At 69.3% G+C, this 21,419-nt stretch carries 30 protein-coding genes; 13 read left to right on the top strand and 17 right to left on the bottom strand.

Annotated features, from left to right (window positions below):
- Positions 1-161 precede the first annotated feature (161 nt).
- Positions 162-896 (top strand): peptidase E, encoded by a 735-nt coding sequence (locus tag AB0C20_RS25920; RefSeq protein ID WP_357189903.1) that lies wholly within the window; start codon positions 162-164, stop codon positions 894-896.
- Between the two features lie 3 nt (positions 897-899).
- Here AB0C20_RS25920 and AB0C20_RS25915 read toward each other — a convergent pair whose 3' ends face one another.
- Positions 900-1,469 carry an exonuclease gene (locus tag AB0C20_RS25915; RefSeq protein WP_357568920.1) on the bottom strand — a complete coding sequence of 190 codons (570 nt, stop codon included), beginning with the start codon at positions 1,467-1,469 and terminating at the stop codon, positions 900-902.
- A 143-nt stretch (positions 1,470-1,612) separates the two neighbouring features.
- On the opposite strand from AB0C20_RS25915, the gene ychF reads away from it, so the two are divergent.
- Complete coding sequence (gene ychF, locus AB0C20_RS25910) at positions 1,613-2,698, top strand: redox-regulated ATPase YchF (RefSeq protein ID WP_112670729.1); 1,086 nt, start codon at positions 1,613-1,615, stop codon at positions 2,696-2,698.
- On the opposite strand, the gene AB0C20_RS25905 is transcribed toward ychF, so the two are convergent.
- Both AB0C20_RS25905 and AB0C20_RS25900 read right to left on the bottom strand, forming a co-directional pair.
- A complete protein-coding gene (locus AB0C20_RS25905; protein ID WP_357568919.1) occupies positions 2,688-3,827 on the bottom strand; it encodes a site-specific integrase in 1,140 nt (379 codons plus the stop codon). The genes ychF and AB0C20_RS25905 overlap by 11 nt on opposite strands.
- Positions 3,820-4,275, bottom strand: coding sequence for a helix-turn-helix transcriptional regulator (locus AB0C20_RS25900; protein ID WP_357568918.1), 456 nt, complete (start codon positions 4,273-4,275; stop codon positions 3,820-3,822). The genes AB0C20_RS25905 and AB0C20_RS25900 overlap by 8 nt, the downstream gene beginning before the upstream one ends.
- A gap of 106 nt (positions 4,276-4,381) precedes the next feature.
- Between AB0C20_RS25900 and AB0C20_RS25895 the strand changes: the two genes are divergently transcribed.
- The 5 genes from AB0C20_RS25895 (at position 4,382) to AB0C20_RS25875 (ending at position 7,398) form a co-directional block, all read left to right on the top strand.
- The gene (locus AB0C20_RS25895; RefSeq protein ID WP_357568917.1) at positions 4,382-4,567 is read left to right on the top strand and encodes a helix-turn-helix domain-containing protein; all 186 of its coding nucleotides are present in this window, start codon (positions 4,382-4,384) and stop codon (positions 4,565-4,567) included.
- A gap of 219 nt (positions 4,568-4,786) precedes the next feature.
- Positions 4,787-6,067 carry an AAA family ATPase gene (locus tag AB0C20_RS25890; RefSeq protein ID WP_357568916.1) on the top strand — a complete coding sequence of 427 codons (1,281 nt, stop codon included), beginning with the start codon at positions 4,787-4,789 and terminating at the stop codon, positions 6,065-6,067.
- On the top strand, positions 6,064-6,270 hold the full coding sequence (locus AB0C20_RS25885; protein WP_357568915.1) for a hypothetical protein: 207 nt from the start codon (positions 6,064-6,066) through the stop codon (positions 6,268-6,270). The genes AB0C20_RS25890 and AB0C20_RS25885 overlap by 4 nt, the downstream gene beginning before the upstream one ends.
- 71 nt (positions 6,271-6,341) lie before the next feature.
- Positions 6,342-6,575 (top strand): hypothetical protein, encoded by a 234-nt coding sequence (locus AB0C20_RS25880; RefSeq protein ID WP_357568914.1) that lies wholly within the window; start codon positions 6,342-6,344, stop codon positions 6,573-6,575.
- Positions 6,576-6,609: 34 nt separating this feature from the next.
- The gene (locus AB0C20_RS25875) at positions 6,610-7,398 is read left to right on the top strand and encodes a hypothetical protein (RefSeq protein WP_357568913.1); all 789 of its coding nucleotides are present in this window, start codon (positions 6,610-6,612) and stop codon (positions 7,396-7,398) included.
- A 270-nt stretch (positions 7,399-7,668) separates the two neighbouring features.
- On the opposite strand, the gene AB0C20_RS25870 is transcribed toward AB0C20_RS25875, so the two are convergent.
- From AB0C20_RS25870 to AB0C20_RS25835, 8 genes are all read right to left on the bottom strand, one after another.
- Positions 7,669-9,408, bottom strand: a complete 1,740-nt coding sequence (locus tag AB0C20_RS25870; protein ID WP_357568912.1) for a DUF87 domain-containing protein — start codon at positions 9,406-9,408, stop codon at positions 7,669-7,671.
- A 265-nt stretch (positions 9,409-9,673) separates the two neighbouring features.
- A complete protein-coding gene (locus AB0C20_RS25865) occupies positions 9,674-9,862 on the bottom strand; it encodes a hypothetical protein (RefSeq protein ID WP_357568911.1) in 189 nt (62 codons plus the stop codon).
- Between the two features lie 18 nt (positions 9,863-9,880).
- Positions 9,881-10,324: a DUF3307 domain-containing protein gene (locus AB0C20_RS25860; protein ID WP_357568910.1), complete on the bottom strand. Its 444-nt coding sequence runs from the start codon at positions 10,322-10,324 to the stop codon at positions 9,881-9,883.
- Positions 10,321-11,031 (bottom strand): DUF2637 domain-containing protein, encoded by a 711-nt coding sequence (locus AB0C20_RS25855; protein WP_357568909.1) that lies wholly within the window; start codon positions 11,029-11,031, stop codon positions 10,321-10,323. Before AB0C20_RS25855 ends, AB0C20_RS25860 begins: the two co-directional genes overlap by 4 nt.
- On the bottom strand, positions 11,028-11,237 hold the full coding sequence (locus AB0C20_RS25850; protein WP_357568908.1) for a hypothetical protein: 210 nt from the start codon (positions 11,235-11,237) through the stop codon (positions 11,028-11,030). Before AB0C20_RS25850 ends, AB0C20_RS25855 begins: the two co-directional genes overlap by 4 nt.
- The gene (locus tag AB0C20_RS25845; protein WP_357568907.1) at positions 11,234-11,500 is read right to left on the bottom strand and encodes a hypothetical protein; all 267 of its coding nucleotides are present in this window, start codon (positions 11,498-11,500) and stop codon (positions 11,234-11,236) included. Before AB0C20_RS25845 ends, AB0C20_RS25850 begins: the two co-directional genes overlap by 4 nt.
- Positions 11,500-12,162: a hypothetical protein gene (locus AB0C20_RS25840; RefSeq protein WP_357568906.1), complete on the bottom strand. Its 663-nt coding sequence runs from the start codon at positions 12,160-12,162 to the stop codon at positions 11,500-11,502. The genes AB0C20_RS25845 and AB0C20_RS25840 overlap by 1 nt, the downstream gene beginning before the upstream one ends.
- A gap of 509 nt (positions 12,163-12,671) precedes the next feature.
- Entirely contained in the window at positions 12,672-13,148 is a 477-nt protein-coding gene (locus AB0C20_RS25835; RefSeq protein ID WP_357189908.1) for a DUF4279 domain-containing protein, read from the bottom strand.
- 484 nt (positions 13,149-13,632) lie between these two features.
- Between AB0C20_RS25835 and AB0C20_RS25830 the strand changes: the two genes are divergently transcribed.
- On the top strand, positions 13,633-14,343 hold the full coding sequence (locus AB0C20_RS25830) for a hypothetical protein (protein ID WP_357568905.1): 711 nt from the start codon (positions 13,633-13,635) through the stop codon (positions 14,341-14,343).
- 62 nt (positions 14,344-14,405) lie between these two features.
- Here the strand turns inward: AB0C20_RS25830 and AB0C20_RS25825 are convergent, their stop codons facing one another.
- A complete protein-coding gene (locus AB0C20_RS25825) occupies positions 14,406-14,975 on the bottom strand; it encodes a DUF3592 domain-containing protein (protein ID WP_357568904.1) in 570 nt (189 codons plus the stop codon).
- 40 nt (positions 14,976-15,015) lie between these two features.
- Between AB0C20_RS25825 and AB0C20_RS25820 the strand changes: the two genes are divergently transcribed.
- On the top strand, positions 15,016-15,786 hold the full coding sequence (locus tag AB0C20_RS25820) for a class I SAM-dependent methyltransferase (RefSeq protein WP_357568903.1): 771 nt from the start codon (positions 15,016-15,018) through the stop codon (positions 15,784-15,786).
- Between the two features lie 65 nt (positions 15,787-15,851).
- Complete coding sequence (locus AB0C20_RS25815; protein WP_266304457.1) at positions 15,852-16,181, top strand: hypothetical protein; 330 nt, start codon at positions 15,852-15,854, stop codon at positions 16,179-16,181.
- Between the two features lies 1 nt (position 16,182).
- Here the strand turns inward: AB0C20_RS25815 and AB0C20_RS25810 are convergent, their stop codons facing one another.
- The gene (locus AB0C20_RS25810; RefSeq protein WP_357189916.1) at positions 16,183-16,989 is read right to left on the bottom strand and encodes a hypothetical protein; all 807 of its coding nucleotides are present in this window, start codon (positions 16,987-16,989) and stop codon (positions 16,183-16,185) included.
- 59 nt (positions 16,990-17,048) lie between these two features.
- Positions 17,049-17,423: a VOC family protein gene (locus AB0C20_RS25805; RefSeq protein ID WP_357189918.1), complete on the bottom strand. Its 375-nt coding sequence runs from the start codon at positions 17,421-17,423 to the stop codon at positions 17,049-17,051.
- A 114-nt stretch (positions 17,424-17,537) separates the two neighbouring features.
- On the opposite strand from AB0C20_RS25805, the gene AB0C20_RS25800 reads away from it, so the two are divergent.
- The 3 genes from AB0C20_RS25800 to AB0C20_RS25790 are packed head-to-tail and all read left to right on the top strand — an operon-like array spanning position 17,538 to position 18,789.
- Entirely contained in the window at positions 17,538-17,996 is a 459-nt protein-coding gene (locus tag AB0C20_RS25800) for an SRPBCC domain-containing protein (protein ID WP_357189920.1), read from the top strand.
- Positions 17,993-18,343 (top strand): metalloregulator ArsR/SmtB family transcription factor, encoded by a 351-nt coding sequence (locus tag AB0C20_RS25795; RefSeq protein WP_357189922.1) that lies wholly within the window; start codon positions 17,993-17,995, stop codon positions 18,341-18,343. The genes AB0C20_RS25800 and AB0C20_RS25795 overlap by 4 nt, the downstream gene beginning before the upstream one ends.
- 2 nt (positions 18,344-18,345) lie before the next feature.
- On the top strand, positions 18,346-18,789 hold the full coding sequence (locus AB0C20_RS25790; RefSeq protein ID WP_357189924.1) for an SRPBCC domain-containing protein: 444 nt from the start codon (positions 18,346-18,348) through the stop codon (positions 18,787-18,789).
- On the opposite strand, the gene AB0C20_RS25785 is transcribed toward AB0C20_RS25790, so the two are convergent.
- The 3 genes from AB0C20_RS25785 to AB0C20_RS25775 form a co-directional block, all read right to left on the bottom strand.
- Positions 18,773-20,050 (bottom strand): MFS transporter, encoded by a 1,278-nt coding sequence (locus AB0C20_RS25785; protein ID WP_357189926.1) that lies wholly within the window; start codon positions 20,048-20,050, stop codon positions 18,773-18,775. The two genes, AB0C20_RS25790 and AB0C20_RS25785, sit on opposite strands and share 17 nt — an antisense overlap.
- Before the next feature lie 80 nt (positions 20,051-20,130).
- On the bottom strand, positions 20,131-20,331 hold the full coding sequence (locus AB0C20_RS25780; RefSeq protein WP_357189928.1) for a hypothetical protein: 201 nt from the start codon (positions 20,329-20,331) through the stop codon (positions 20,131-20,133).
- A gap of 97 nt (positions 20,332-20,428) precedes the next feature.
- Entirely contained in the window at positions 20,429-21,160 is a 732-nt protein-coding gene (locus AB0C20_RS25775; RefSeq protein ID WP_357189930.1) for a class I SAM-dependent methyltransferase, read from the bottom strand.
- Positions 21,161-21,419 lie beyond the last annotated feature (259 nt).

Genomic DNA, 21,419 nt, shown 5'->3' with positions numbered 1-21,419 from the left:
CTGGCCGCGGTGGCCGAGGCGCAGTCCGGCGCGGCGCAGGGGCTGTCGGACTTCGTGCTGGTCTGGGTGGGCGCCGGCGTCGTCGGGCCCCGCACCGAGCGGGCGGAAGACCGGCTACGGCAGGATGGACGCCGCACCGCCCCCACCGGAAGGACGCTTCGATGCCTGCCAGCGAACCGACCATCATCGCCACCAGCATGGGCTTCTTTCGGGGCAACCGCGGGCCCTACGACCTGCGCCCCAGCCCGGTCTTCGAGCTGGCGGCCGAGTTGGCCGAGGCCGGTCCGCAGCCGCGGGTCTGCTACCTCGGGCAGGCCGTCGGCGACCAGCCCACCTCGTTGACGGCCGTCTACGGCGCGTTCGCCGACACCCGGTTCCGGCTGTCACACCTCGCCCTGTTCCCGATGCCGAACGTCGAGGACGTCCGCGCCCACCTGCTCGCCCAGGACGTGATCTGGGTCGGCGGCGGCAGCGTGGCCAACCTGGTCGCGGTGTGGCGGGTGCACGGGCTCGACGAGATCCTGCACGAGTGCTGGCAGGCCGGCGTGGTGCTGGCCGGCGTCTCCGCCGGCTCGATCTGCTGGCATGTCGGCGGTGCCACCGACAGCTTCGGCCCCCGGCTGCGCGGCTTCACCGAGGGCCTGGCCTGGCTGCCGTACGGCAACGGGGTGCACTACGACAGCGAGGGCCAGCGCCGCCCGCTCATGCACGAGCTGGTCGGTGATGGCACGCTCCCCACCAGCCACTGCACCGACGACGGCGTCGGCCTGGTCTACCGGGGCACCAAGCTGGTCGAGGCAATCGCGGACCGCGACGGCGTCTCGGCGTACGAGGTCAGCCGCGGCGCGGACGGCAGCGTTCGGGAGGCGGTCATCGCCCCCCGCCGGCTCGGTTGAGCGTCACGCCTCCTCGACCGGCTGTCGGCGGCGCAGCGCCGCGTCGAAGACCTGGGCCAGCTCGGCGGCGTCCTCCCCGGCGTGGTGCGTGTGCGGCATGTCGTGCAGGCCCAGCTCCTGCTTGATCGTGCCCTGGCGGGTCTCGGCCCACTCGCTGCCGGTCAACCCCATCCAGTAGCTGCGGAGATCAACACCGGAGCCTGTCGCACCGAACGGGCTGTGCCCGACGAAGCGGACGAAGTACCAGTGCACGAACATGCCGTCCCAGACGGCCGGGGCGGCGAGGAAGACCGGGCGGCCGACCCGGCGCAGCCCGTCGACCCAGGCCGCCGCGGCGGACATCGCCTCCTGCGCGGTGGGCGCCTCCCGCAGCAGCCGGTCCCGGTCCAGGCCGGAGACGGCCAGCGCCGCCGGGACGAACTCGTCGGAGATGGGACGCAGCTCGGTGTAGAAGGTGAGGTCCGGGCGGCCGGCCACGGCCATGCCCAGCGAGATCATGCTGTACGGCCCGGGGATCGGCCCGTCCGCCTCCACATCGACGGCGATGTACAGCTCGGGCAACGTCGAGGTCATTCTGCCTCCAGCAGCGGAACATCGAACCGGGAGATTAGCAACGCCGGACAGGACCCGGTGGGAGCGACGATCGACCAGCGGCTCGGCGCCGAATCGGAGCCGCCTGGACCGGCCCGGCCGGGACCGGCGTAAGCTGGCCCGTCGTGAGTCTCACCATCGGCATCGTCGGCCTGCCCAACGTCGGCAAGAGCACGCTTTTCAACGCGTTGACCAAGAACGACGTGCTGGCGGCGAACTACCCGTTCGCCACCATCGAGCCCAACGTCGGCGTGGTCGGGCTGCCCGACGAGCGGCTGGGCAAGCTGGCCGAGATCTTCTCCTCGCAGAAGGTGCTGCCGGCGCCGGTGTCGTTCGTCGACATCGCCGGCCTGGTCCGCGGCGCGTCGAAGGGGCAGGGCCGGGGCAACGCCTTCCTGGCCAACATCCGCGACGCCTCGGCGATCTGCCAGGTCGTCAGGGCCTTCTCCGACCCGAACGTGGTGCACGTCGACGGCAAGATCTCCCCGGCCGACGACATCGAGACGATCAACACCGAGCTGATCCTCGCCGACCTGCAGACCCTGGACAAGGCGCTGCCCCGGTTGGAGAAGGAGGCCAAGCTCCGCAAGGACCGGGCCGCCGCTGTCGCCGCCGCGAAGGCCGCGATCGAGGTGCTCGACGGTGGCACCACCCTCTACTCCGGGGCCGCCGCCGCCAAGATCGAGCTGGAACACCTGCGCGAGCTGCACCTGCTCACCACCAAGCCCTTCCTGTACGTCTTCAACGTCGACGAGGCCGAGCTGGCCAACGAGACGTTCCTCGACGAACTGCGCGCCCTGGTCGCCCCCGCAGAGGCGATCTTCATGGACGCCAAGATCGAATCTGAGCTGGTGGACCTGCCCGAGGACGAGGCCCGCGAGCTGCTGGAGTCGATCGGGCAGAACGAGCCCGGCCTCAACCAACTCGTCCGGGTCGGCTTCCGCACCCTCGGCCTCCAGACGTACCTCACGGCCGGCCCCAAGGAAGCGCGCGCCTGGACCGTCCCGGTCGGCGCCACCGCGCCGGAGGCCGCGGGTGTCATCCACAGCGACTTCCAGCGCGGCTTCATCAAGGCCGAGGTGGTCTCGTACCACGACCTGGTCGAGCACGGTTCGATGGCGGCGGCCAAGGCGGCGGGCAAGGTCCGCATCGAGGGCAAGGAGTACGTCATGCAGGACGGCGACGTGGTGGAGTTCCGCTTCAACGTCTGACGAAACGCCGTGACCTGCGGTTACGCTGTGCTGGCCGCGCTGTGGTCCGCGCAGAGTCCGCAGATCCCTTCCGCCAGGCGTTCTCGACCGCCTTCCGGGTCCGCTCTTCGGAGTCCGGCATCAGGTGCCCGTACGTCGAGAGCACCAGCTTGGCATTCTTGTGGCCGAGCCGTTCGGCGACCGCGATGACGGACTCACCGGCGTGAAGCAGGATGCTCGCGTAGTGGTGCCGCAGGTCGTGAGGTGTCGTGCCGTCCGGTAGCCCTGCCGCCGATACGGCAGCTTGGAAGATCCGTGTTCCGTAGTAGTCGTGGCGGTACGGCTGACCGAACCGCGTCGTGAACAGGGTGCCGTCTGCCGCCGGCGGGAAGGCCTCGATGTGCGCGGCCAGGGCGTCCGCTACCGGCGCCGGTAGCGGCACCGTTCGTTCCGACCAGGCCGTCTTTGGTGCTGTCCGAGTCCGCTCGCCAGGCGCGATCTGTGTCTCCACGCGGACCACCTGGTCGGGAAAGTCGATGTCGGTCAGCCGGAGTGCGAGCAGCTCCCCGATGCGCAGCCCGAGGCCCGCCTGAGTGAGCACCATCGCTCGGTTCCGAGGCGGCATCACCGCGGCCAGGTGGTGAACCTGCTCAACCGTCAGCGGAACGACCCGCTTCTGTTGCGACTCCGGCATGGTCAGCCGGGCCGCGAACGGGGACCTTCCGACCAGCCGGTCATGCTGCGCGCTGGTGTACACAGAGCGGACCAGCGACACCAGCAGCCGCAGCGTGGAGGGCGAGAGCGTCTGGCTCCGGTCCGTCACCCATGCCTGAGCGTCGGACGGCAGCACCTGAACGAGCCGACGGGTGCCAAGGCTGGTGCCCTCGATGTGCGTCCGGATCAGGGAGTCAACCCGCTTGGCGGTCCGGGGGTTGTGCGGCCGAGCCGCAGCCCAGCGGCGGGCGTACTGCGCGACCGTGGTCCGGTCGGTTGGGTCGACGTACTGCCCGCGCAGCTTGTCGCCCTCCACGATGGCCAGCCAGGCGTCAGCGTCGCGCTTCTTGGTGAAGTGCTTCGCGTGCTCCGTTCCGGAAAGGTCGCGCCACCTGGCGCGGTACTTCCCATCAGGCCGCTTTGCGACGTTACCCATCCCGGCGCTCTTCGTACGCCCGGATCATCGCCTCCATCGCCCGGCGCCGCCCGACCGCCTCCCGGCGCGCCTCCATGAACCCCGACAGGAGCGAGTCTTGCTCCATGACGACCCGCTCCCACTCGCGGGCGGTCCGCTCTTCCTCTGCACGCAGCTTCGCGAGCTGCTCCTGTGCCCACTCGTACTCGCTCTCCGTCAGCGCGGGCAGCGTGCCGGAGTAAGTCTGGAGATCGAGCCCGAGCAGCTTGGCCAGCGCGGTGACCTCGTTGAAACGAATCGCCCGCTCGCCGCGTTCCAGCCGCGCGATGGCGGTCTGGTGCAGCTCCAGGCCGGCTGACTCTCGCAGGTGCCGAGCCAGACCCTCCTGACTCCACCCCCGGATCTCGCGCGCCTCGCGGACCTGCGCTCCGAACTGCTGCTCTGCCGATGAAGTGTCTGTATGCGTCACGCGCATGACTCTAGATGCGGCTGGAGCTTGACGGCAAGCGTTGGTCGTGTTTGAGTTCATGAGCGAAACGCATCACCGCTCATGCGGCAGACGCATTGGAGTCGTCATGGAGAAGTACCTGACCACCGAAGAGCTTGCAGCCCTCACCCGTAGCACGCCCGGCACGGTGCGGTACTGGCGGCACATGGGCAAGGGTCCGCGCGGCATCAAGCGCGGGAAGCGAGTCCTGTACGCCGAGAGCGACGTCGCCGCCTGGCTCGCCGAGGACGACCAGGCGAAGGTGGCCGCCTGAGATGACCCAGACACACAGCCGCCCCGCGGTCAACGGGGCGGCGGCAGAGCAGGTCGGGCAGACCAGTAGCCAGTCTACGCAGCCAGTCCGGTGGGACGCACGCGCCGCCTACCGACGACGTCGAGAAGCCGCGCTCCGGCTGCCGCCGCTGGCCTGCGGATGCCGCGACCCCGAATCCAGCGCACACCGCGAGGGACGCTGCCGCCGCAGGAGGTCCGCATGACCACGACCGACAACCCGTATAACCCCGACACGGAGCCGGACCTCTACGCGTCGTACGCGGCGGCAACCGGCGAGCAGCCGAAGTCGCGGGTCAAGCTGGTCCGGCTGTCGGACGTGAAGCGTGAGCGCATCGACTGGCTCTGGGAGGGCTACATCGCCCGAGGCAAGCTGCACGTCATCGACGGTGACCCCGGGCTCGGCAAGAGCACCGCCACCGCCGATCTCGCCGCCCGGATCACCACCGGCAAGCCCTGGCCGGACGGGCAGCCCGGCTGCATCCCCGCTGGCGTCGTCCTGCTCTCCGCTGAGGACGGCCTGGGCGACACCATCCGCCCACGACTGGAAGCCGCCGGGGCGGACCTGGACCGGGTTGTCGCCCTGACTGGAATCACAAGCTGGGACGAAGAGGCGGGAGAGCTGTACGAGCGGATGCCGGCGCTGCCTGGCGACATCGGACGCATCCGGGCCGCTGTCGAGCAGGTCGGGGCCGCGCTGGTCATCATCGACCCGCTCATGGCGTACCTCGGTGGCGACGTCAACTCCCACCGGGACCAGGACGTCCGCCGGGCGCTCGCCCCGCTGGCGAAAATGGCCGAGGAAACCGGCGCCGCCATCGACCTGATCCGGCACAACAACAAGGGCGGCGGCAACAACGCGCTCTACCGGGGCGGCGGGTCCATCGGCATCATCGGTGCCGCCCGGCTCGGGTTCACCTTCGCCCGCGACCCGGAGGACGAGCACCGGGTCATCGTGGCGTGCACCAAGGCGAACATCACCTCGATCCCGCAGAGCCTCGCTTACCGGCTCGTCGACAGCCCGGAGCACGGATGCGCCCGGGTCGAGTGGCACGACGGGCCGGTCGGCTATAGCGCTGCCGACCTGCTTGCCGCATCCCACGAATCCGCCGACGACCGGGACGACCGCAACGACGCTGCCGCATGGCTGCGGGCGTACCTGATGGACAACGGCGGGGAGGCCGACGCCCTGACCGTCTACAAGGCGGGAGAGAAGGCCGGAATCAGCCGTGACTCGCTGAAGCGCGCCAAGAAGCGGGCCGGCGTGAAGGCCGAAAAGGGCGGATTCGACGCCGGGTGGATGTGGCGCTTCGACGACGAAGGGAGCACCGAAGGGAGCACGAAGGGAGCGAAGAGCGCACCCCCTCAGGGCCTGCTCCCTTCGCTCCCTTCGGTGCTCCCTTCGGAGGACCCCACCCGATGCGACCGCTGCGGCGGGCCGGTCTGGCTCGGCAGCGGCAAGTGCCAAGGAGCGTGCCCGTGAGCAACCGGAAGAAGCTGCGCCGCACCCCGCCGCTGTCGATGCTGATCCGCTCCCAGGACGGCGCACGGCTCCCCGGCGGGTGCCACACCTGCGACGCCTTCCAGACCGTCCGCGCGGACGCGTACGGGGCGAACGTGCACTCCATCACCGTCCATCACGACGACTGGTGCCCCACCCTCAGCGCGCTGAGGTGCTGCCAGTGACCCGAACCAAGCCCCGTACGCGTCGCGGCACCAGCCGTGGCCGGGGCCGAACCAGACAGGAGCACCACCCCATGACCGACGACCCGATGCACGACTTCACCCGCCGGCTCTTCACCGAGGACGACTACGGCGACAACTGGCCCACGGCCGGCGCGCCGCCGGCCACGCCCGAGCCGGTCGACCTGGTGAAGGGCAACCACGTGCCCCGCGAGGGCAGCACCCCGGACCGCAAGCCGAACGCCGACGAGGCGTACCGCGAATGGACCCGCGAGCTCTTCGGCCACCCCGGCGTCGAGTTCGTCTGACCACCCACCACCAACCCCAAGGAGCACCCACGCAATGAGCGCCATCCTGAACGTCAACGCAGCCCTGAGCCTCACCCGGCAGCACTTCCGCAACCTCGGACTAACCCTGCCGGCCACCCTCACCGACGCCCTGGCCGAACTCGAGGCCGCCCACGGGCGCGTCGTGAAGCTCCGCCGGCCCGGCGCCCTCCGCAAGGCGGTACTCGACGCCCTCATCGCCGACAGGGACCCGGCCACCGACCCGGCCGTCCTCACCGCGCTGGTAAGCCAGCAGCTCACCGAATCCAACGTCGCCAGCATCCTCGGCGACGAGATCGAGCAGCGGCGCCGCAACATCCTCGACGAGGCCGCGCCCGTGATCCTGGCCGCCCTGGTGCCGGTTGTCGCCGAGGCCGACCGGGTGATCGCCGCCGCCCGGGAGGTGATCGGCAACGACCTCAACCTGGGCGACCCCGACGCCATGGCGCAGCTTCGGCCCGCGCAGATGACGCCGTGGGCGAGCGCGCGGGAAGCCGTCGCGCGGGTCGAGATGGCCGCGCAGTGCTGGTTCGTCACCGCGGAGAGCGCCAACCTGGTCAACATCGACCACAACAAGAAGGCGCTGATCCTCGCCGACCTCACCGCCGTGCAGCTCGACGAGATGGGCTACCGGCCCAAGGCCGCGCAGATCATCGCGGCGGGACACAGGCTCAGCCTCGCCACACCTGAGGTGTTCATGCAGCGGTGCAACGCCATCGACCAGCAGCGACGTGAGGCTGCTGCGATGCGCGAGCAGCTGCACCGCGACGCGGACAAGCCGCTGCCCGTTCAGCGCGCGGCGTGACCCAGGGGGAGGCCCCCGCCCCGGGGCCTCCTCTGCACTTCCCGGCTTAGGCGTCCTCTCCCTCTGGGCTTTTTTCCACCAGGGGCCCTCGGCACCACGGTCTGTGTGTGCAAGCCGCCTAAGCCGGGAAGTGCGGCCTTCGAGCGGCCTGCGGGGACCTCCCCCACCGGGTGCCACCGGACACGAAACGGCCCGCCAGGCGCGTTCCTGGCGGGCCGTTCGCTGTGCTGGGTCAGACCTTGGCGATCATCGCGAGTGGTAATCCTGGTATTACTTCTGCCCGGCCCACTCGGTGAGGTCGGTGCGGGCGTACAGGTCGGCGTTGCCCCGACTCCCTCGCGGCTCGGGCACCTTCCCGACGCGCCGCTGCATCCGCTTCTTCGCCGCCTCGTACGACCAGGGCAGCACCCCGGCGTCGATGGCGTCCCGCAAGGTCATCATGTCCCCGTCCCCGGGGACATCCCTGCTCAGGCCGTTATCAGGGTCTGCCGGGGACGTAGCGAGGGCGCGTGCCTGTGCGGTCGTCAGGTAGGCGACCTGAACCTCTGTGGCTTGTCCACCGATGACGATCTGCCACCGGCCCAGCGTCCGCGATGCCCGCGGCATGGCTGCCTCTGGAACAAGCATCTTCCAGTTGTTCGACGTGTACCGAGCCAGGCACCGGATGCCGAAGTTCTCTCGGGCTTCCGGGCCGCCGATAGCCCTGGCGGTGAGCATCTGCGCGATAGCCAGAACGTTGACCTTTGCCGACCGGCCCATGAACAGCAGATCGGCGAGCGCGGCGATGGCCGGCGACCGCTTCGGCTCGCCCTTCTCCCGAACCTCGATCCAGTAGTTCGCGAGCTGCCCGATGGTGGCGTTGAGTTCCTCGCAGATGACGAGGTCCCGGGGTCCCGGGTCCCAGTCTTCCTCTTCGTGCATGGCGAGGGTGTTCCGTTCGTCCGCCAGGGCTGCCTTCCGCAGGATCGCGTCGTGCATCTGGTCGGGCCGGGCGCAGTAGTCGACGCCCGGCTGCCCGAGCGCCCACCGGTGGCTGCCCTTGCGGTCGAGGATGGTCACCCGGCCGCCCCGGGCGAGCACCTGCACGGCGATCAGTTGGGCCAGCACCGACTTTCCGGCGCCCGATCCGGCGCTGACGGCGATGTGCGGGGAGTCCTCACGCAGGGAGATGACGACGGGCCGGTCACCGGCGCCCTGCCCGATGTAGAACTCCCAGTCAGGCAGCTTCGGGAAGTGCATCGCGACCTGGTCGTAGCCGACGCTGGCCGGGGGCCGCTTCCGGACCGTCCACCGGGCGCGGACCTTCGGCCCGATCTGGTGCCACGACTCGACCAGGTCGGCTACGGGAATCTTGCTACCGATGATGGACGACACCAGCTGTCGCTGCTCCTTCGTCAGGTACGGGGAGTCGATCAGAACTTCGATGCGCGGACCCAGGTCTTCACCGGGCCGCCGGAACACCTCCAGTCGGGACGTGACCGGGCGTGCCTGCCGCTGGAGCGCCCACAGACCACGCTGCGCCCGTTCGGGCAGCCACCGGAGCACCGGCTCGATCCGCTCGCCGTAGAACAGTCTGAGGGCTTCCTCAGCCGGTGAGAGCGGCTTCGCCAGCCGCGGGGTGAGGTTGCCCAGCGACGGGTCTACGTGCAGCTGCACGCCGGTCTGCAACCCGAGCGGCGGGATGATCGCGGCGAGGGTCGGGGCGATGTACTCGCGGTGGAAGCGGCGCTGCACGAGACGCTGCCGGCCGCGCCACGCCGCGGTGAGCGCGAGCGCGGTCGCCGCGGTGAGGGTCTGCTCGGGCATGACCACGGCCACCCCGGCAGCGGTGGGCACGCCCAGGCGGACGACCTGCCGCTGCCACCCGGCGAGCCGGCCGGCGCCGCGGTGGCGGTACGGGTAGCCGTCCCGGCCCGACAGCGGCCGGCCGGCCAGGTAGCGGTAGGTCAGGCGCAGAGCGATCCGCCGACGGTGTAGCCGGCGGACCAGACGCTCGATGTCATCTGCCATGCTGATCTTTCCTCCTTCGTGGGGGAAGCGAGGCCCGGCCGGGCGGTGGAATGCGTTGGCCGGGCCTCGCGCTGGTTAGTTCAGATCTCCCACATGGCGCCGCAGTGGGTGCAGACCATGAACTTCTTGCCGTCGATGTAGGTGTAGTGGAAGGCGGTGTGCGGGCAGTCGGCCATGGTCACTTCTCCTTGCGGTCGTGGTCGCCTGCTTGGCGTCCTCCGCTGGCCGCCCGGACCGGTGTGGGCCGGGCGGCGTACGCAGGTCGTCAGCGGTGGCTGTCGCGGATCTGGTTGGCGGTCTGCCCGTAGCGGATCCGCTCGTCCTCGCTCATGACGGTCACCTCACGCCCGGCCGACCGGTGCTCGGCCGCCTGCCGGCTGACGTTCTTCGGATCGACCTTGACCTCGTGCGACTTGCCGTTGCTGTCGGTGACGAACATGTACTTCTTGCCCATGGCTGGGTTCCCTTTGGGTTAGGCGGAGATGACGAGGGCGGCCACGAACAGCCACCCGACGTGCCAGGACTGATCGAGGGCGTACGCGCCGGTGCCCAAGCTCGGGTTGTCGTCGCGGTCGGCGCGTGGTGCGCCGAGCTTCCAGAACACCGCCGAGCCGGTGGCCAGGGCCAGCCGGAACAGCGGGGTGCGCCGGTCGGCGATGTAGTGGGTGACCAGGTTGACGGCCATCCCGAGCACCATCGGGGCCAGCGCCGGCCGCCACCCGGTGACCGCGGTGAGCAGGGCCAGGGCGACGAGCTGCGTCGCGCCGTAGGTGGCCACGTGCTTGGTGCAGTTCCACCGGCCCACCCAGCCGGCACGGCCCTTGTGGTCGGCCTGGTGCTGGGTCTGCACCCAGTGGTCGGCGACCTGGTGAGCGGCGTACAGGGCGACGAACACCGCCGCGAACGTGCCGGTCATGCGGTCACCTCCACAGGCGTGCCGTTGGTGCGGGTTTCCGCAGCTACCGGGGCGGTAGCTGACGGCAGATAGCGGCGTGCGGTGGACTCGCTCACGCCGGCCTTGGCGGCGATCTGGGCGAGGGTGCCGGTGGGCAACTTGGCGGCAGCGCGGGCCACCTTCTCCGCGCTCGTGGTGCTGCGCGGACGGGGCCGGCTGGCACGCGGCTTGGCGTCAGCCGGCGGCGTCGGTGCCGGCATCGGACCGATGGGCGTGGAGTAGTCCCACGGGTCAACCGGCGCGTACGGCTCAGTCGGCATGTACGGGTCGAGGGGAACCGCAGCGACCGGCTTCCCAGACCGGGCCAGCACCTCGACGGCGAGCAGGAAGCTCACCGCGGGGACAGCGGCGACCAGGCGGGCGGTTGCGTTCGGGTTGGCGCTGGCCACGTTCGCCGCCAGCGTGGCGAGGATGCCGAACACCAGCGCGACCCGGGCGGACAGGCGCGGACGCCGGTGGTTCCGCTTGTCGTCGAGCATCGCCAGGGTGGCGACCAGGATCAGCCCGTCGATGGCCAGCGGCAGCACCGACGCGACGGTGACGTGCTCCCCGGCAGTGCTGGCCACGTCGTAGATGTGCTGGTACGACGCGAACCCCGCCACCGCCGCCACGAGGGCGGCAGCGGCGCGGCTGGTGAGGGTGGTCAGGTTCGGGGTGGTCGGCTTCACCGGGCCATCTCCTTGTCGAGCAGGTCGCGGACCGCGGCACGGCGGGACGCTTCGGCGTTGGCCACCTGGACGTGACCGACCACGCGCGCCTCACGGGCAGCGCGGGGGTTGTCGCGCAGCACGAGGGCGCGCGCAACGAGGAAGACGGAGGTGGGGACGGCGACGCCGCCACCCACGATCAGCAACAGCAGCTCGTACTCGTTCACGGCTTCTCACCCCACAGCCGATCAGTGATCATGATCAGGGCGTCGGCGAGCACCGCCGCGTCGGGAATGTCGAGCAGGATCAGCTCGGACGGCTCGCGGTCGCCGATGCCGTCCCAGCACTCCAGCGAGATCCGGACGGGCTGGGTCGGGTGCTGCTGGAGCACCGCGAACAGGCCCTCGCGGATGCGCACCGGCTCGGACCGGTGGAGGTTGTCGAGGTGCAGGGTCGGCACGCACCACTCCGGGTGCTCTTCGGTCGCCATCAGGCGTGCCGAGCGATGCGGGCGGCGGCCAGCATGGCGTGCGCCAGCTGCTCGACCTCATCGGGCGTGCCGGACCAGCCCTGGACGTTCTCACCGCCCGGGTAGTGGCCCTCGCTGCCCGCGGCGATCGACAGAACAACTCGGGTCGGGGTGGTGACCTCGCCGCGCTCGGTGCACGACTCGACCAGCACCCGCGCCGTGGCCATCTGCACGGTCGTGGCCGGGTCGTCGGCGGTCAGGTCCGTGACCACGACCTCGTGACCCAGGCCGATGGAGAAGCCGTCAACCTCGCCGACGAACCCCCGGTGGTCCTCGGTGCAGTACGACGGGCAGCCGGCGGGTCGGGCGGCCAGGGCGCGCTGGAGGCCGTCGGCGTAGCCCTCGGCGTACCGGTTGTCCCCGAGGTGGATCGCGTCGGCCAGCTCCCGCACGGCGGCGGGGTTGGCCTGGATCGCGGCCTGGATGAGCGCCAGGTCGGCGGCGGGAACCGAGTCCCACAGAGCCCGGTCCTCTTCGCCGTCGAGCAACTTCACCTCAGCGGGGCAGGCCTGGTTGATCGGCCAGCGGGCATCGGTCGGCCGCTGGATCGCGGTCAGGTCGGTGGTGTCGGCGTCGTTGAGACGCTGCGACGGGGGGACGGGTGCGGATGCAAGAATCTTCACGGGTCGCCTCCACGGGGCGATCAAGGGCCGGGATCACAGGAGCGCCAACTCCTGCCCGGCCCGTCTTGTTGAATACGTTGACCCTATGCGACAAACGCATAAGTGGCAATGCTTGTTCGGCATCGGTCCGCAAAAAGTCCGCAAGACTTCCGAAGATGACCAACGCCAACCAACTTGACCAAGCGCAACAAGCCCTGGTCAGAGCGGGTGTCGAACCATCACAGCAGGTCACAAAACCGACGTACGGAGTTCCGCTTCAACGTCTGAGTCGGGCCTGTTCTCGCAGGTTAGACGGTTGGGCATGGCTACGAGGCGTGAAGATATAGACACGTCCGGGCCGGCACGAGCGAGCTGGTCGTCGTCTTGCCCGCGCCGTTTAACCATACGATCACGGGGAGCGGGATGGTTTGCCGCGATCGACGGGTCTTCGGCTGCGTGCGCACCCTGGATCGCGGAGCGAACTGCCATTCGTTCGATCTGAACTGTCCGGGTCGTGCTGGCGCCAAGCCTCAGTCATCCCCGTACTCGTCTACGTCCAGCTCGGCCCCCGTGCGGTAAAGGAACTCCAGGACCCTGCGATCTAGGTGCCAGCCGAGACGCTGATGCTGGCCGGGTAAGCGGACCAGGTCAGCGCCGTTCGGCTGCGGACTCTGCCCTTCGTCACCGTCGTCGTTGAAGTAGCGCACAACCTGGAGCGTCCCGGTGATGCCCTCTCCCTCTGACGCGTCGATCTCTCTGGCGAGAGCCGCGATCTCATCGGCGAAGGGCTCAAGTCGCTCGATGAGGCAGTCAATCTGCTCATCGAGCGTCAGGCCGCCATCACGGCACACAAGCCTCCACGCATGGACACGGGGCGCCGGAGGGTCCTCCCTCTTGCTGGCCCTGACGCTAATCTCGTCTGGCTCCATGCCCAAGCGGGCCGCCATCTCGTGCGGCGGCACGTGCTCCGAGCGCAATGTGAAGTACACATACTGAAGTACCCGCATGCCTCCGATCATGGCAACGGGCCTGCGCAGCGAACAGCCTGCAACACCGCTTCGTGCCCGATCCGCGCCCGACGCAGCGGTCAACGCAGGTCGACGGTGGCACTCAGGTGGCCTCAGCCCGAACGCTCCGTGCTTCTCTATCAGTCGGTATGGCTGCTCGAGGTGTGAATCACCGCGATTCCCAAGCTGACTCTTCAGTTGGATCGAGACAGCTCGCCCCCTCTAGCTGGTTCGGGCGGACTCGGAACTGAGTTGCTCCGTCCTCGGCTTCCACATGGTCGGGACATGGCACCTCACGAACGTCGGCCGAGGCAGAGCAGCGCCAGGAAGGATGTCGTCATCCAAGAAGAAGATCGGCACCTTGTCGACGAAGGCGGGTGCGCTCCTTCGAGTGCTGGTGCCCGCTCCCCAGTAGGGCGGGGCGACGGCAGACGAGACGGCGGGGCGCACCGCTACATTTGCGTCGAGGCTGGATACTCCCACCATGAACCAGATCTGGCCGGTTTTTCTCGTCGCCGCGCTTGGTGTTACCGGTACCCTCGGGGCCGCTATTTCGACCCAGTTCCTTACCACTCGCCGCGAGGACCGTCGATGGAATGTGGAGCGCGAACGTGAGCAGGAACGCTGGGAGCGAGAGCGCGAAGACCGAGCGAGGGAGTGGCAGCGAGAGGATGAGCTTCGGCATCGCGAGTCCCGCGAAGAGACCTACAAAGAGTTCATGCAGACCATTTGCAATTGGGGTCGACGAGCGGCTGATATCAGGCAGATGATCGAGTCCCGAGAGGGTCATCTGTTCATCGTGGATACCGACGATCTCTACGAAGCCAGCGTGAATGCCATAGGCATCATGGCGGAGCTGGAGCTTTCGGCCTCCGCGCCGGTCCGAGATTCCGCCCGTGAATGCTGCGACGTCATGTCGAGGTTCGTCGCCGAGGTGGATGCCGTACTTCCCATGTCGGAAGGAGCGGATGGACTTGATGTTCCTGTTAGGTTTCACGACAGCTATAAGGCTGTCGCCAGAAAGACCGTTGAATTAATGCGCGCCGATCGTGGCCTCATGTCTCTGGCCGCGATCAATCCGCAAATGCTGCCCAATGCCCGGCCTGGTTCGCCAGCGCCGTTTGGGCAGGACGTCGATCGGTTCGAGCGGTTTCAGGGCGGCTTGGGGAAGGCGAGGGCCAGCTCCCGATCGTGAGTCTGTGAGCCAACGGTCGGCGCCCAGGACGATCTGCCACAGCTGCCGACCGGCGGTGTCGATCACTTGATGGACGGCGTTCGTCGCCTGCTCGGCTTGCGTTTTCTTCCGGCCCTGGCGTTCGCGAACTGTCGTTGGCGCTGGTCTTGTTGCTGCCGCTGCCAGTCGCGTCGCCGACGGTCGCGTCGTCGCTGGTAGCCGCGGGCGATCACAGCTAACGCCATCCACCCGGACAGAACCAGGCCTGCCGCTCCGACCACCCCTTGCAGCCGGCCACGATGCCCGCTGAGGACGCCGAAATCGGTAACGAAATCCCCAGGATCGTTGGGGTTGACCCAGATCCGCACCCCGCTGCCGGCCGGCCGGCAGACCTCCAAACAGCCAACCTCGGCCTGACGCTGAGCGTCGGCGAACTCGTAGCGCAGGTGCATCGTGCTCCGCCGCTTGTGCACGAGTTCATCGACGACTGCCTGGGCTGGCACGCCGTCGACCCGCAGTCGACTTGCCCAGGCGTCGTGGTCCTGAAAGGTCTTGAACGGCAGCCACAGCATGACCAGCCCGACCGCGAGGCCGAGCACGTAGACGGGGTAGCGGACGCGCCACCAGCTCCGCAAGATCTGCACGGCGGCCATGGTCGCAGTCGATGTCGACAAGCGGCGGTAGGTTGACCGGATGACGGAACAGCTGCTCCGGTCGTCGTTTGGCGCGGCGGCGACCGCGTACGCCGAGCACCGCCCGGATTACGCGCAGGCAGCGGTGCGGTGGGCCTTGGAGCCCGCCCCAGGCCTACGCGTGCTCGACCTGGGCGCTGGCACCGGCAAGCTGTCCGCGACGCTCGTGGCGGTGGGCGCGGACGTCGTGGCGGTCGAACCCGACCCGGCGATGCTCGCCGAGCTGCGCCGTGCGGTGCCGGTCGTCAGTGCCCTGCCGGGTAGCGCCGAAGCCATCCCGTTGCCGGACGGGTCCGTCGACGCCGTGCTCGCCGGCAACGCTCTGCACTGGTTCGACATGGCCGTTGCCGGGGCGGAAATCGCCAGAGTTCTCGCACCCGGCGGTGTCCTGGCCGGTCTGTGGAACATCATGGACGACCGGATCGACTGGGTTGCCGGGCTCGAACGGGTCAGCGGGAGTGCGGCAATCGGCCCGCGTGACACCCTGAGCAGTTGGCGCACGGCTACGGCGGACATGCTCGTTCCGAGCACCGGCCTGGTCGCGCGGTTCGGGTCGGCGGAGCCTGTCGAGTTCCCGCACGGGCAGCGCCGTACCGCCGACTCGCTCGTCGCGACGCTCGCGACGCGGGCCGGGATGCTGGTCATGCCGGAAGAGGAGCGAACGGCAACGCTCGGCCGGATCCGCGCGTTCCTCGGGAGTCGACCCGAAACCGCGCACGACGAGTTCACCCTGCCGATGCTGACCGGCGTCCTGCGCGCCCGCCGGAGCTGAGGGTCCGCGACCCGGTGAACCGACATCGGGGCGGGGCATTGAAAGCTTTGTTGGCAGGTGCCGAGGTGGCGCTCGTGGGCCTGTTCTCGGCGAAGGACAGGGAGTTCGACAGCAAGCTCAATCTGCTGGCCAGCGTGGTGGAAGCCCACGGTGGCCAGGTCGTGAGCCGGCACGTGCAGCGGCGGGGTGTCTCTTCCGGCGGCGCGGACAAGATGGGCGACCCGTTCTCGCGGCGAACGTTGCTCAGCCCCGGCAGGGCCCGCGAAATCGCCGAGGCCTGCTGGCAGCGCGGGGTCGGCGTCGCGGTGTTCGCGAACCCCTTGACCGACCACCAGCGGGCCGTCCTTACGGATATGTTCGGCTGTCCCGTCCTGACTGGCGAGGACCTCCGATAGGTCAGGGACGGACGGCCTTCTCGCCATGGACGGTTGCGTACTCCGCGGCGAGCCAGGGCCCGAGGTCGTCGATGAGTTCGCGGAGCACGCCTGGAACCGGCGAAGGCGTGCGGCCGACAACGGCAGCTCGACGCATCTGCCCGGCGCGTTCCGGATAGTAAAGCCCGAACGCCTCGGCGGACTCGGTGAGGTCGCTCGTCCAGCCTCCCCACCGAGGCATGATCAGCGTGAATCCCGTCCTGACGATGCGCCGGGCGACGAGCCGGCTGAGGGCCTTACGTTGCTGGTCGGTGTTTGCTTCGGCTGCGTGGCGGCGCCACTCCGGAAGCGCAAGGGACAGGTCACCGTTCGTCTCGCGGGCGAGCAGGGGAGTGGGCCGGTAGCGGGGGAGTTGGTCGGCGAGGTCGTCGCCCAGCAGGGGGGTGCACAGGCAGGCGACGAAGAAGCCGAGGTCGTGCCGCTCAAGCTCGCTGAGCAGCGTGCGTGCACTGAACAGCAGGACGCCCACGCCGTCGATTTGCGGAAAGGACCGGTCGAGGTCTTGCTCGATCCTGGTGGCAGCCGCCCGGTCGGCCTCGGTTGGTTCGGTGCGCAGGGCGAGCAGCAGGTCGAGGTCGGAGACGCCCAGGATGGCGGTGCCGCGCGGGATGCTGCCGTAGATGTAGGCGCTGTGCAGCAGAGCACCGTCGAACGACTCGGCTATCCGAGCGCGTGCCGCGTCGACAACACCGGCGAACGCGGGCGGGACCCGACTCAGCGCACCCTCGCGCGCAATCCAGCCCTCGGCGTCCAGTCCTCTCCCGGCCATGGGGACACTCTGCCGGAGCTGGCGACGACGATCACCCCCGCCCGGGCGACCTCGGCGTCCTACTGCTCGGCCCAGGCGCCCAACTCGTTGCCGCTGGGGTCGGTGAAGTGGAACCGCCGGCCACCGGGGAACTCGTACGGTCCGTTCACCACCTGACCGCCGGCCTCCTTGACGGCCTGCACGGACCGGTCCAGGTCGCTGGAGTAGAGCAGCACGAGCGGGCCGCCCGCCCGAACCTCCCTGTCCACACGGAGACCGCCGACCTCGGGCGCGGCGTCACCGTGTGGGCTGCGGATGCCGGCGTACTCCGGCCCGTAGTCGTTGAACTGCCAGCCGAACGCGTCGGCGTAGAACCGCTTGGCCACGGCGAGGTCGGTCACCGTGAGCTCGACGTAGTCGATGGCGTGGTGTCGGTGGGGCGATGGCTCAGACATGCGCCGATCGTGCACCCCGGGTACGACGAAACCGCGACGTGCAACGAAAGGTTGCGCGATGGCTGCGAGCTGTCGTAGGTTGAGTGCAACCAAAGGTTGCGAAAGGTTGTGGGCATGGAACAGGGAACGATCGAACGCGACATCCACGTCAACGCGTCCCCCGAGGTCGTCTTCGAGGTGGTCAGCCAACCCGAGCACATGCGGGAGTGGTGGCCCGACGACGCGCGGTTCGAGTCGGTCGCCGGTGCGCCCGGCGAGCTGGTCTGGCGCGACGCCGACACCGGCGTGACGAAGACCGTCGCGCTCGCCGTCGTCGAGGTCGACCCGCCAAAGCGGTTCTCCTTCCGGTGGTGCTTCACCGAGCCGGACCGGAGCGGGCAGGCGCTGTTCGTCACCTTCGACCTGGTGCCCAGCGGCGCCGGGACGCTGATCCGGATGACCGAGACCGGGTTCCGCGAGCTGGGTTGGGAGGTCGCTGTCCTGGAAGAGCAGTACCGCGACCACGAGAACGGTTGGGACCACTACATGCCCCGACTGGGCGAGTACGTCGCGCGGCTGGTCGCGACAGCGTGAGCGCGGCGGTCGACGACGAGCTGTGGTCGGCGATCGGCGACCCGATCCGGCGTACGATGATCGATCTTCTTCTCGCTGACGGGCCGGGCACGGCCACCTCGTTGAGCAGACGGCTACCCGTCACCCGTCAGGCCGTCTCGAAGCACCTGGCGGTCCTCGACCGGGTGGGGCTGATCCACGCCGAGCCGGCCGGTCGCGAGCGTCACTACCAGGTGGACGAGGCACAACTCGCCCGCGCCGTCGCCCAGTTGTCGGCGGTCGGCTCCACCTGGGACGCCCGCCTGCGCCGGATCAAGCGCATCGCCGAGACGATCGAACGCCACCGCACCAACAACCAGGGAGGCTGAAGATGGTGGACATCCTGCACCAGGTCGGCGTCGTCGCTCCGCTTGCCGACGTCTACCGGGCGGTGGCAACCCCCGAGGGCGTCGCCGGCTGGTGGTCGGTCGACACGACCGGCAAGAGTGAGGTCGGCGGGCAGTTGGCCGTCCACTTCGGTGACGAGGGCGGGTTCGACCTGGAGATCCTTGAGCTGGACCCGGATGGCCGGGTGCGGTGGCGGGTCGTCGGCGGCCCCGAGGAGTGGATCGGTACCGAGATCGGCTGGCGGCTCGGCCAGCGAGGCCGGTACACGATCGTCGATTTCACGCACGCGGGTTGGCGTGCGCCGACCGAACTCATGCACGAGTGCAGCACCAAGTGGGCGATCTTCCTGATGAGTCTCAAGGAGCTGGTGGAGACGGGACGTGGCCGGCCGGCGCCGAACGACGTCCAGATCAGCGACGGGCACTGACCTTGGTGCCGGCCGGATCGCCGGGGGTTCGCGCGCTCCGCCGTGAGAGAGCGACACCCCCGGTGACCAGGCCGAGGGTCACGATGGCCACGGCGCAGAGCAGCAGCGTCGGTCGGGGGCCGACGGCAGCCACCAGTGGCCCACCCAGAATGGTGCCCAGTGGCACCGCCAGCACGAGGATGGCACCGTTCGTGGCGAGCACCGCGGGCAGTTGGTCGGTCGACGTGCTGCGCTGGAACAGCGCCATCGACGTGGACATGTACGGGGCCCAGATGAGGCCCGCCAGGGCGAACGCCGGCAACGACACGCCGACGGGTGCCCCCAGGCCGAGCGGCAGCATGGCGACGCCGAACGCGACGACGATGCCGATGGTGGTGGCTCGCAGTGGCCAACGGCGAAGGTAACCGGCGACCAGACCTCCGGCGAGACCGCCGATGCCGAACGCGGTGTAGTACGCGCCGAGCAGCGTCGCGGAGGCGTGCAGGTCGTCGGTGATGTGGATCGGCATCGCCACGTACACCGGTCCGAAGAGGAAGAAGAACCCGAGGCTCAGCACCAGCAGGCCCAGCAGGGCGGGGTTCTGGCGGATGACCGCGAAACCGGCCGTCCGCGAGGCGTCGCGCTCGGACCGTGCGGGTCCGCCGTTGGCGGGTAGGGCGAGACGGTACGTGAGGGCCAGCGCGGCGAAGGTGGCGGCGTCCAAGGCGATGACCCACACCGGCCCCGCCCAGCTGATCAGAATGCCCGCCAGCGGCGGGCCGACGATGATGGCGAACCCTCCGATGGTGCTGAGTACCGCGTTGGCCGGCAGATGGTGTCGCTGCGGCAGCAGTTCGGCGATCAGGGTGAACCGGCCGGCGGAACCCCACGAGTGCAGTAGCGCCGAGGCGGCGAGCAAGACCACGTACAGCCAGATGGTGAGCACACCGGCGACGTGCGCGAGGGGGATCGCCGCGAGCGCGCTGGCTCGCAGGATGGCATCCCACCCGGCGAGCTGCGCGCCGCCGCGCCCACGCAGCAACCGGCCGAACACGACAGTCCCGGCCGCGCTGGGCAGCGTGTACGCCGCCATGGCCAGCGCGATCCAGATACCCCGCTGACCGTGCGGGGCGAGTTGGATGGCGAGCCAGGTCACCGCGACCACGGCCATGCCGTCGCCCAACGCGGAGACGGCGAGCCCGGGCAGGACGCGCCGGAGCTGAGGGTGACTGAGCACCGGCCAGTACGGCGAGGAGCGCGGAAATCGGGCGGCATCCGGCATGCTGCCAGCTCACCAGGCGCGCGCCCTGGGGATCAACACCTACTGCTACCAGCAGAATCAAACCGAGGGTGAAAGCCGGGTCACCGTTGCGGGCCGTCGTTTCCGCGGGCGGCGCCGAAGGACGAGCCGATGCTCGCCACTATCGAACCCACCGAGGCGAGCGACACCGCCACCGTTCCGGCGGTGTCGGCCCCGCCGTCTCCGGCCACCCTGAGGACGATTCCGGTGACCATCAGGACGACCGACAGGGCCAGGACTACCTGGACGGCTCGTTTGCTCATGGCGGCATCTCACTTCCGGCGGCGGGAGATCGACTCGGGTTCCATGACGTCAGGGCGATGACACCTCGACTTTCCGGAACCCGAGCCGATCAAACCGCTACTCCGCCCGGTAGACGGAGACGTGCGACGGGCTGTCGGCCTGGAACGGTCGCCGGTGCCAGTCGGCGTACCGCTCGGTGAGCCGGAGCCCGGCCTGCTGCGCCATCTCGTCGATCTGGTGCGGCCAGGCGTATCGCATGGCAAACGGCTTCAGGTGCACACCGTCCGCGTCGAACGTGATCGTCTGCCGGACGAACCGCTGCGCCGGCCTGTCGTACCGGTGCAGGCGGATCGTCGCGGAGTCCTCGGTGACCTCACGCACCTGCACCTGCTCGTCCGAGTCGAAGCTGCGCGGGTCGGGCACGAACGTCTCGATGACGAACGCGCCGCCGGGCGACAGCACCCGGGCGACGTTGCGGAAGCAGTCCGCCTGCCGCTCGGCGTCCACCAGGTTGAACAGGGTGTTGAAGACCAGGTACGCGAGCCGGAACTCACCGGCCACCGGCACGTCCGCCATGTCGGCGACGACGACCGGGATCTGGTCGCCGCCGGGCTTGGCCCGCAACTGCGCCACCATCTCCTCGGACGCCTCGACACCGTGCACGGCGAGACCGCGCTCGGCCAGTGGCAGTGCGACCCGGCCGGTGCCGATCGCCAGTTCGAGAACGGGACCCCCGTCGGCCAGATCGGCCAGGAAGTCCACCGCTGGCGCGGGGTCGGGGTTGCCTGGGCCGTCGTAGTCGGCGGCCCAGAGCCGGCCGAAGAGGCCGGGATCGTCGAAGACCGACATCAGCGGCCTCCGGGGTTGGGGTCAGTGGCGCCCAGCAGCGCCAAGGGAACAAAACTGCTCACGAAGTCTCGATTCCTCGGGTCGGATGACTGTTGGTTCGGGGGACTTCGTCGTGTTGGGCATGATGGCTGCTCCCTTCGCGTGGCTGTCGACCGAGGACACCAGAGACGCCGTGGGCCCGGCAAGGCAATTATCCACCCCGTTGCAACAACCACTTGAGCCCAAGCAGCCCGGATGCCCCGACTTCATTGAAGTCGAG

Source organism: Micromonospora sp. NPDC048843, from assembly GCF_040649965.1.
Lineage (GTDB): Bacteria > Actinomycetota > Actinomycetes > Mycobacteriales > Micromonosporaceae > Micromonospora > Micromonospora hortensis.
Note: the sequence above shows the minus strand (reverse complement) of the source record. Positions and strands in the feature narration are given on the sequence as shown.

Bases quoted from the DNA above. Each gene is read 5' to 3' on its own strand.
- AB0C20_RS25920 (WP_357189903.1), top strand. From the start codon at position 162: ATGCCTGCCAGCGAACCGACCATCATCGCCACCAGCATGGGCTTCTTT.
- AB0C20_RS25915 (WP_357568920.1), bottom strand. From the start codon at position 1,469: ATGACCTCGACGTTGCCCGAGCTGTACATCGCCGTCGATGTGGAGGCG.
- AB0C20_RS25905 (WP_357568919.1), bottom strand. From the start codon at position 3,827: ATGGGTAACGTCGCAAAGCGGCCTGATGGGAAGTACCGCGCCAGGTGG.
- AB0C20_RS25895 (WP_357568917.1), top strand. From the start codon at position 4,382: ATGGAGAAGTACCTGACCACCGAAGAGCTTGCAGCCCTCACCCGTAGC.
- AB0C20_RS25890 (WP_357568916.1), top strand. From the start codon at position 4,787: ATGACCACGACCGACAACCCGTATAACCCCGACACGGAGCCGGACCTC.
- AB0C20_RS25880 (WP_357568914.1), top strand. From the start codon at position 6,342: ATGACCGACGACCCGATGCACGACTTCACCCGCCGGCTCTTCACCGAG.
- AB0C20_RS25875 (WP_357568913.1), top strand. From the start codon at position 6,610: ATGAGCGCCATCCTGAACGTCAACGCAGCCCTGAGCCTCACCCGGCAG.
- AB0C20_RS25870 (WP_357568912.1), bottom strand. From the start codon at position 9,408: ATGGCAGATGACATCGAGCGTCTGGTCCGCCGGCTACACCGTCGGCGG.
- AB0C20_RS25865 (WP_357568911.1), bottom strand. From the start codon at position 9,862: ATGGGCAAGAAGTACATGTTCGTCACCGACAGCAACGGCAAGTCGCAC.
- AB0C20_RS25860 (WP_357568910.1), bottom strand. From the start codon at position 10,324: ATGACCGGCACGTTCGCGGCGGTGTTCGTCGCCCTGTACGCCGCTCAC.
- AB0C20_RS25845 (WP_357568907.1), bottom strand. From the start codon at position 11,500: ATGGCGACCGAAGAGCACCCGGAGTGGTGCGTGCCGACCCTGCACCTC.
- AB0C20_RS25835 (WP_357189908.1), bottom strand. From the start codon at position 13,148: ATGCGGGTACTTCAGTATGTGTACTTCACATTGCGCTCGGAGCACGTG.
- AB0C20_RS25830 (WP_357568905.1), top strand. From the start codon at position 13,633: ATGAACCAGATCTGGCCGGTTTTTCTCGTCGCCGCGCTTGGTGTTACC.
- AB0C20_RS25825 (WP_357568904.1), bottom strand. From the start codon at position 14,975: ATGGCCGCCGTGCAGATCTTGCGGAGCTGGTGGCGCGTCCGCTACCCC.
- AB0C20_RS25820 (WP_357568903.1), top strand. From the start codon at position 15,016: ATGACGGAACAGCTGCTCCGGTCGTCGTTTGGCGCGGCGGCGACCGCG.
- AB0C20_RS25810 (WP_357189916.1), bottom strand. From the start codon at position 16,989: ATGGCCGGGAGAGGACTGGACGCCGAGGGCTGGATTGCGCGCGAGGGT.
- AB0C20_RS25805 (WP_357189918.1), bottom strand. From the start codon at position 17,423: ATGTCTGAGCCATCGCCCCACCGACACCACGCCATCGACTACGTCGAG.
- AB0C20_RS25800 (WP_357189920.1), top strand. From the start codon at position 17,538: ATGGAACAGGGAACGATCGAACGCGACATCCACGTCAACGCGTCCCCC.
- AB0C20_RS25790 (WP_357189924.1), top strand. From the start codon at position 18,346: ATGGTGGACATCCTGCACCAGGTCGGCGTCGTCGCTCCGCTTGCCGAC.
- AB0C20_RS25785 (WP_357189926.1), bottom strand. From the start codon at position 20,050: ATGCCGGATGCCGCCCGATTTCCGCGCTCCTCGCCGTACTGGCCGGTG.
- AB0C20_RS25780 (WP_357189928.1), bottom strand. From the start codon at position 20,331: ATGAGCAAACGAGCCGTCCAGGTAGTCCTGGCCCTGTCGGTCGTCCTG.
- AB0C20_RS25775 (WP_357189930.1), bottom strand. From the start codon at position 21,160: ATGTCGGTCTTCGACGATCCCGGCCTCTTCGGCCGGCTCTGGGCCGCC.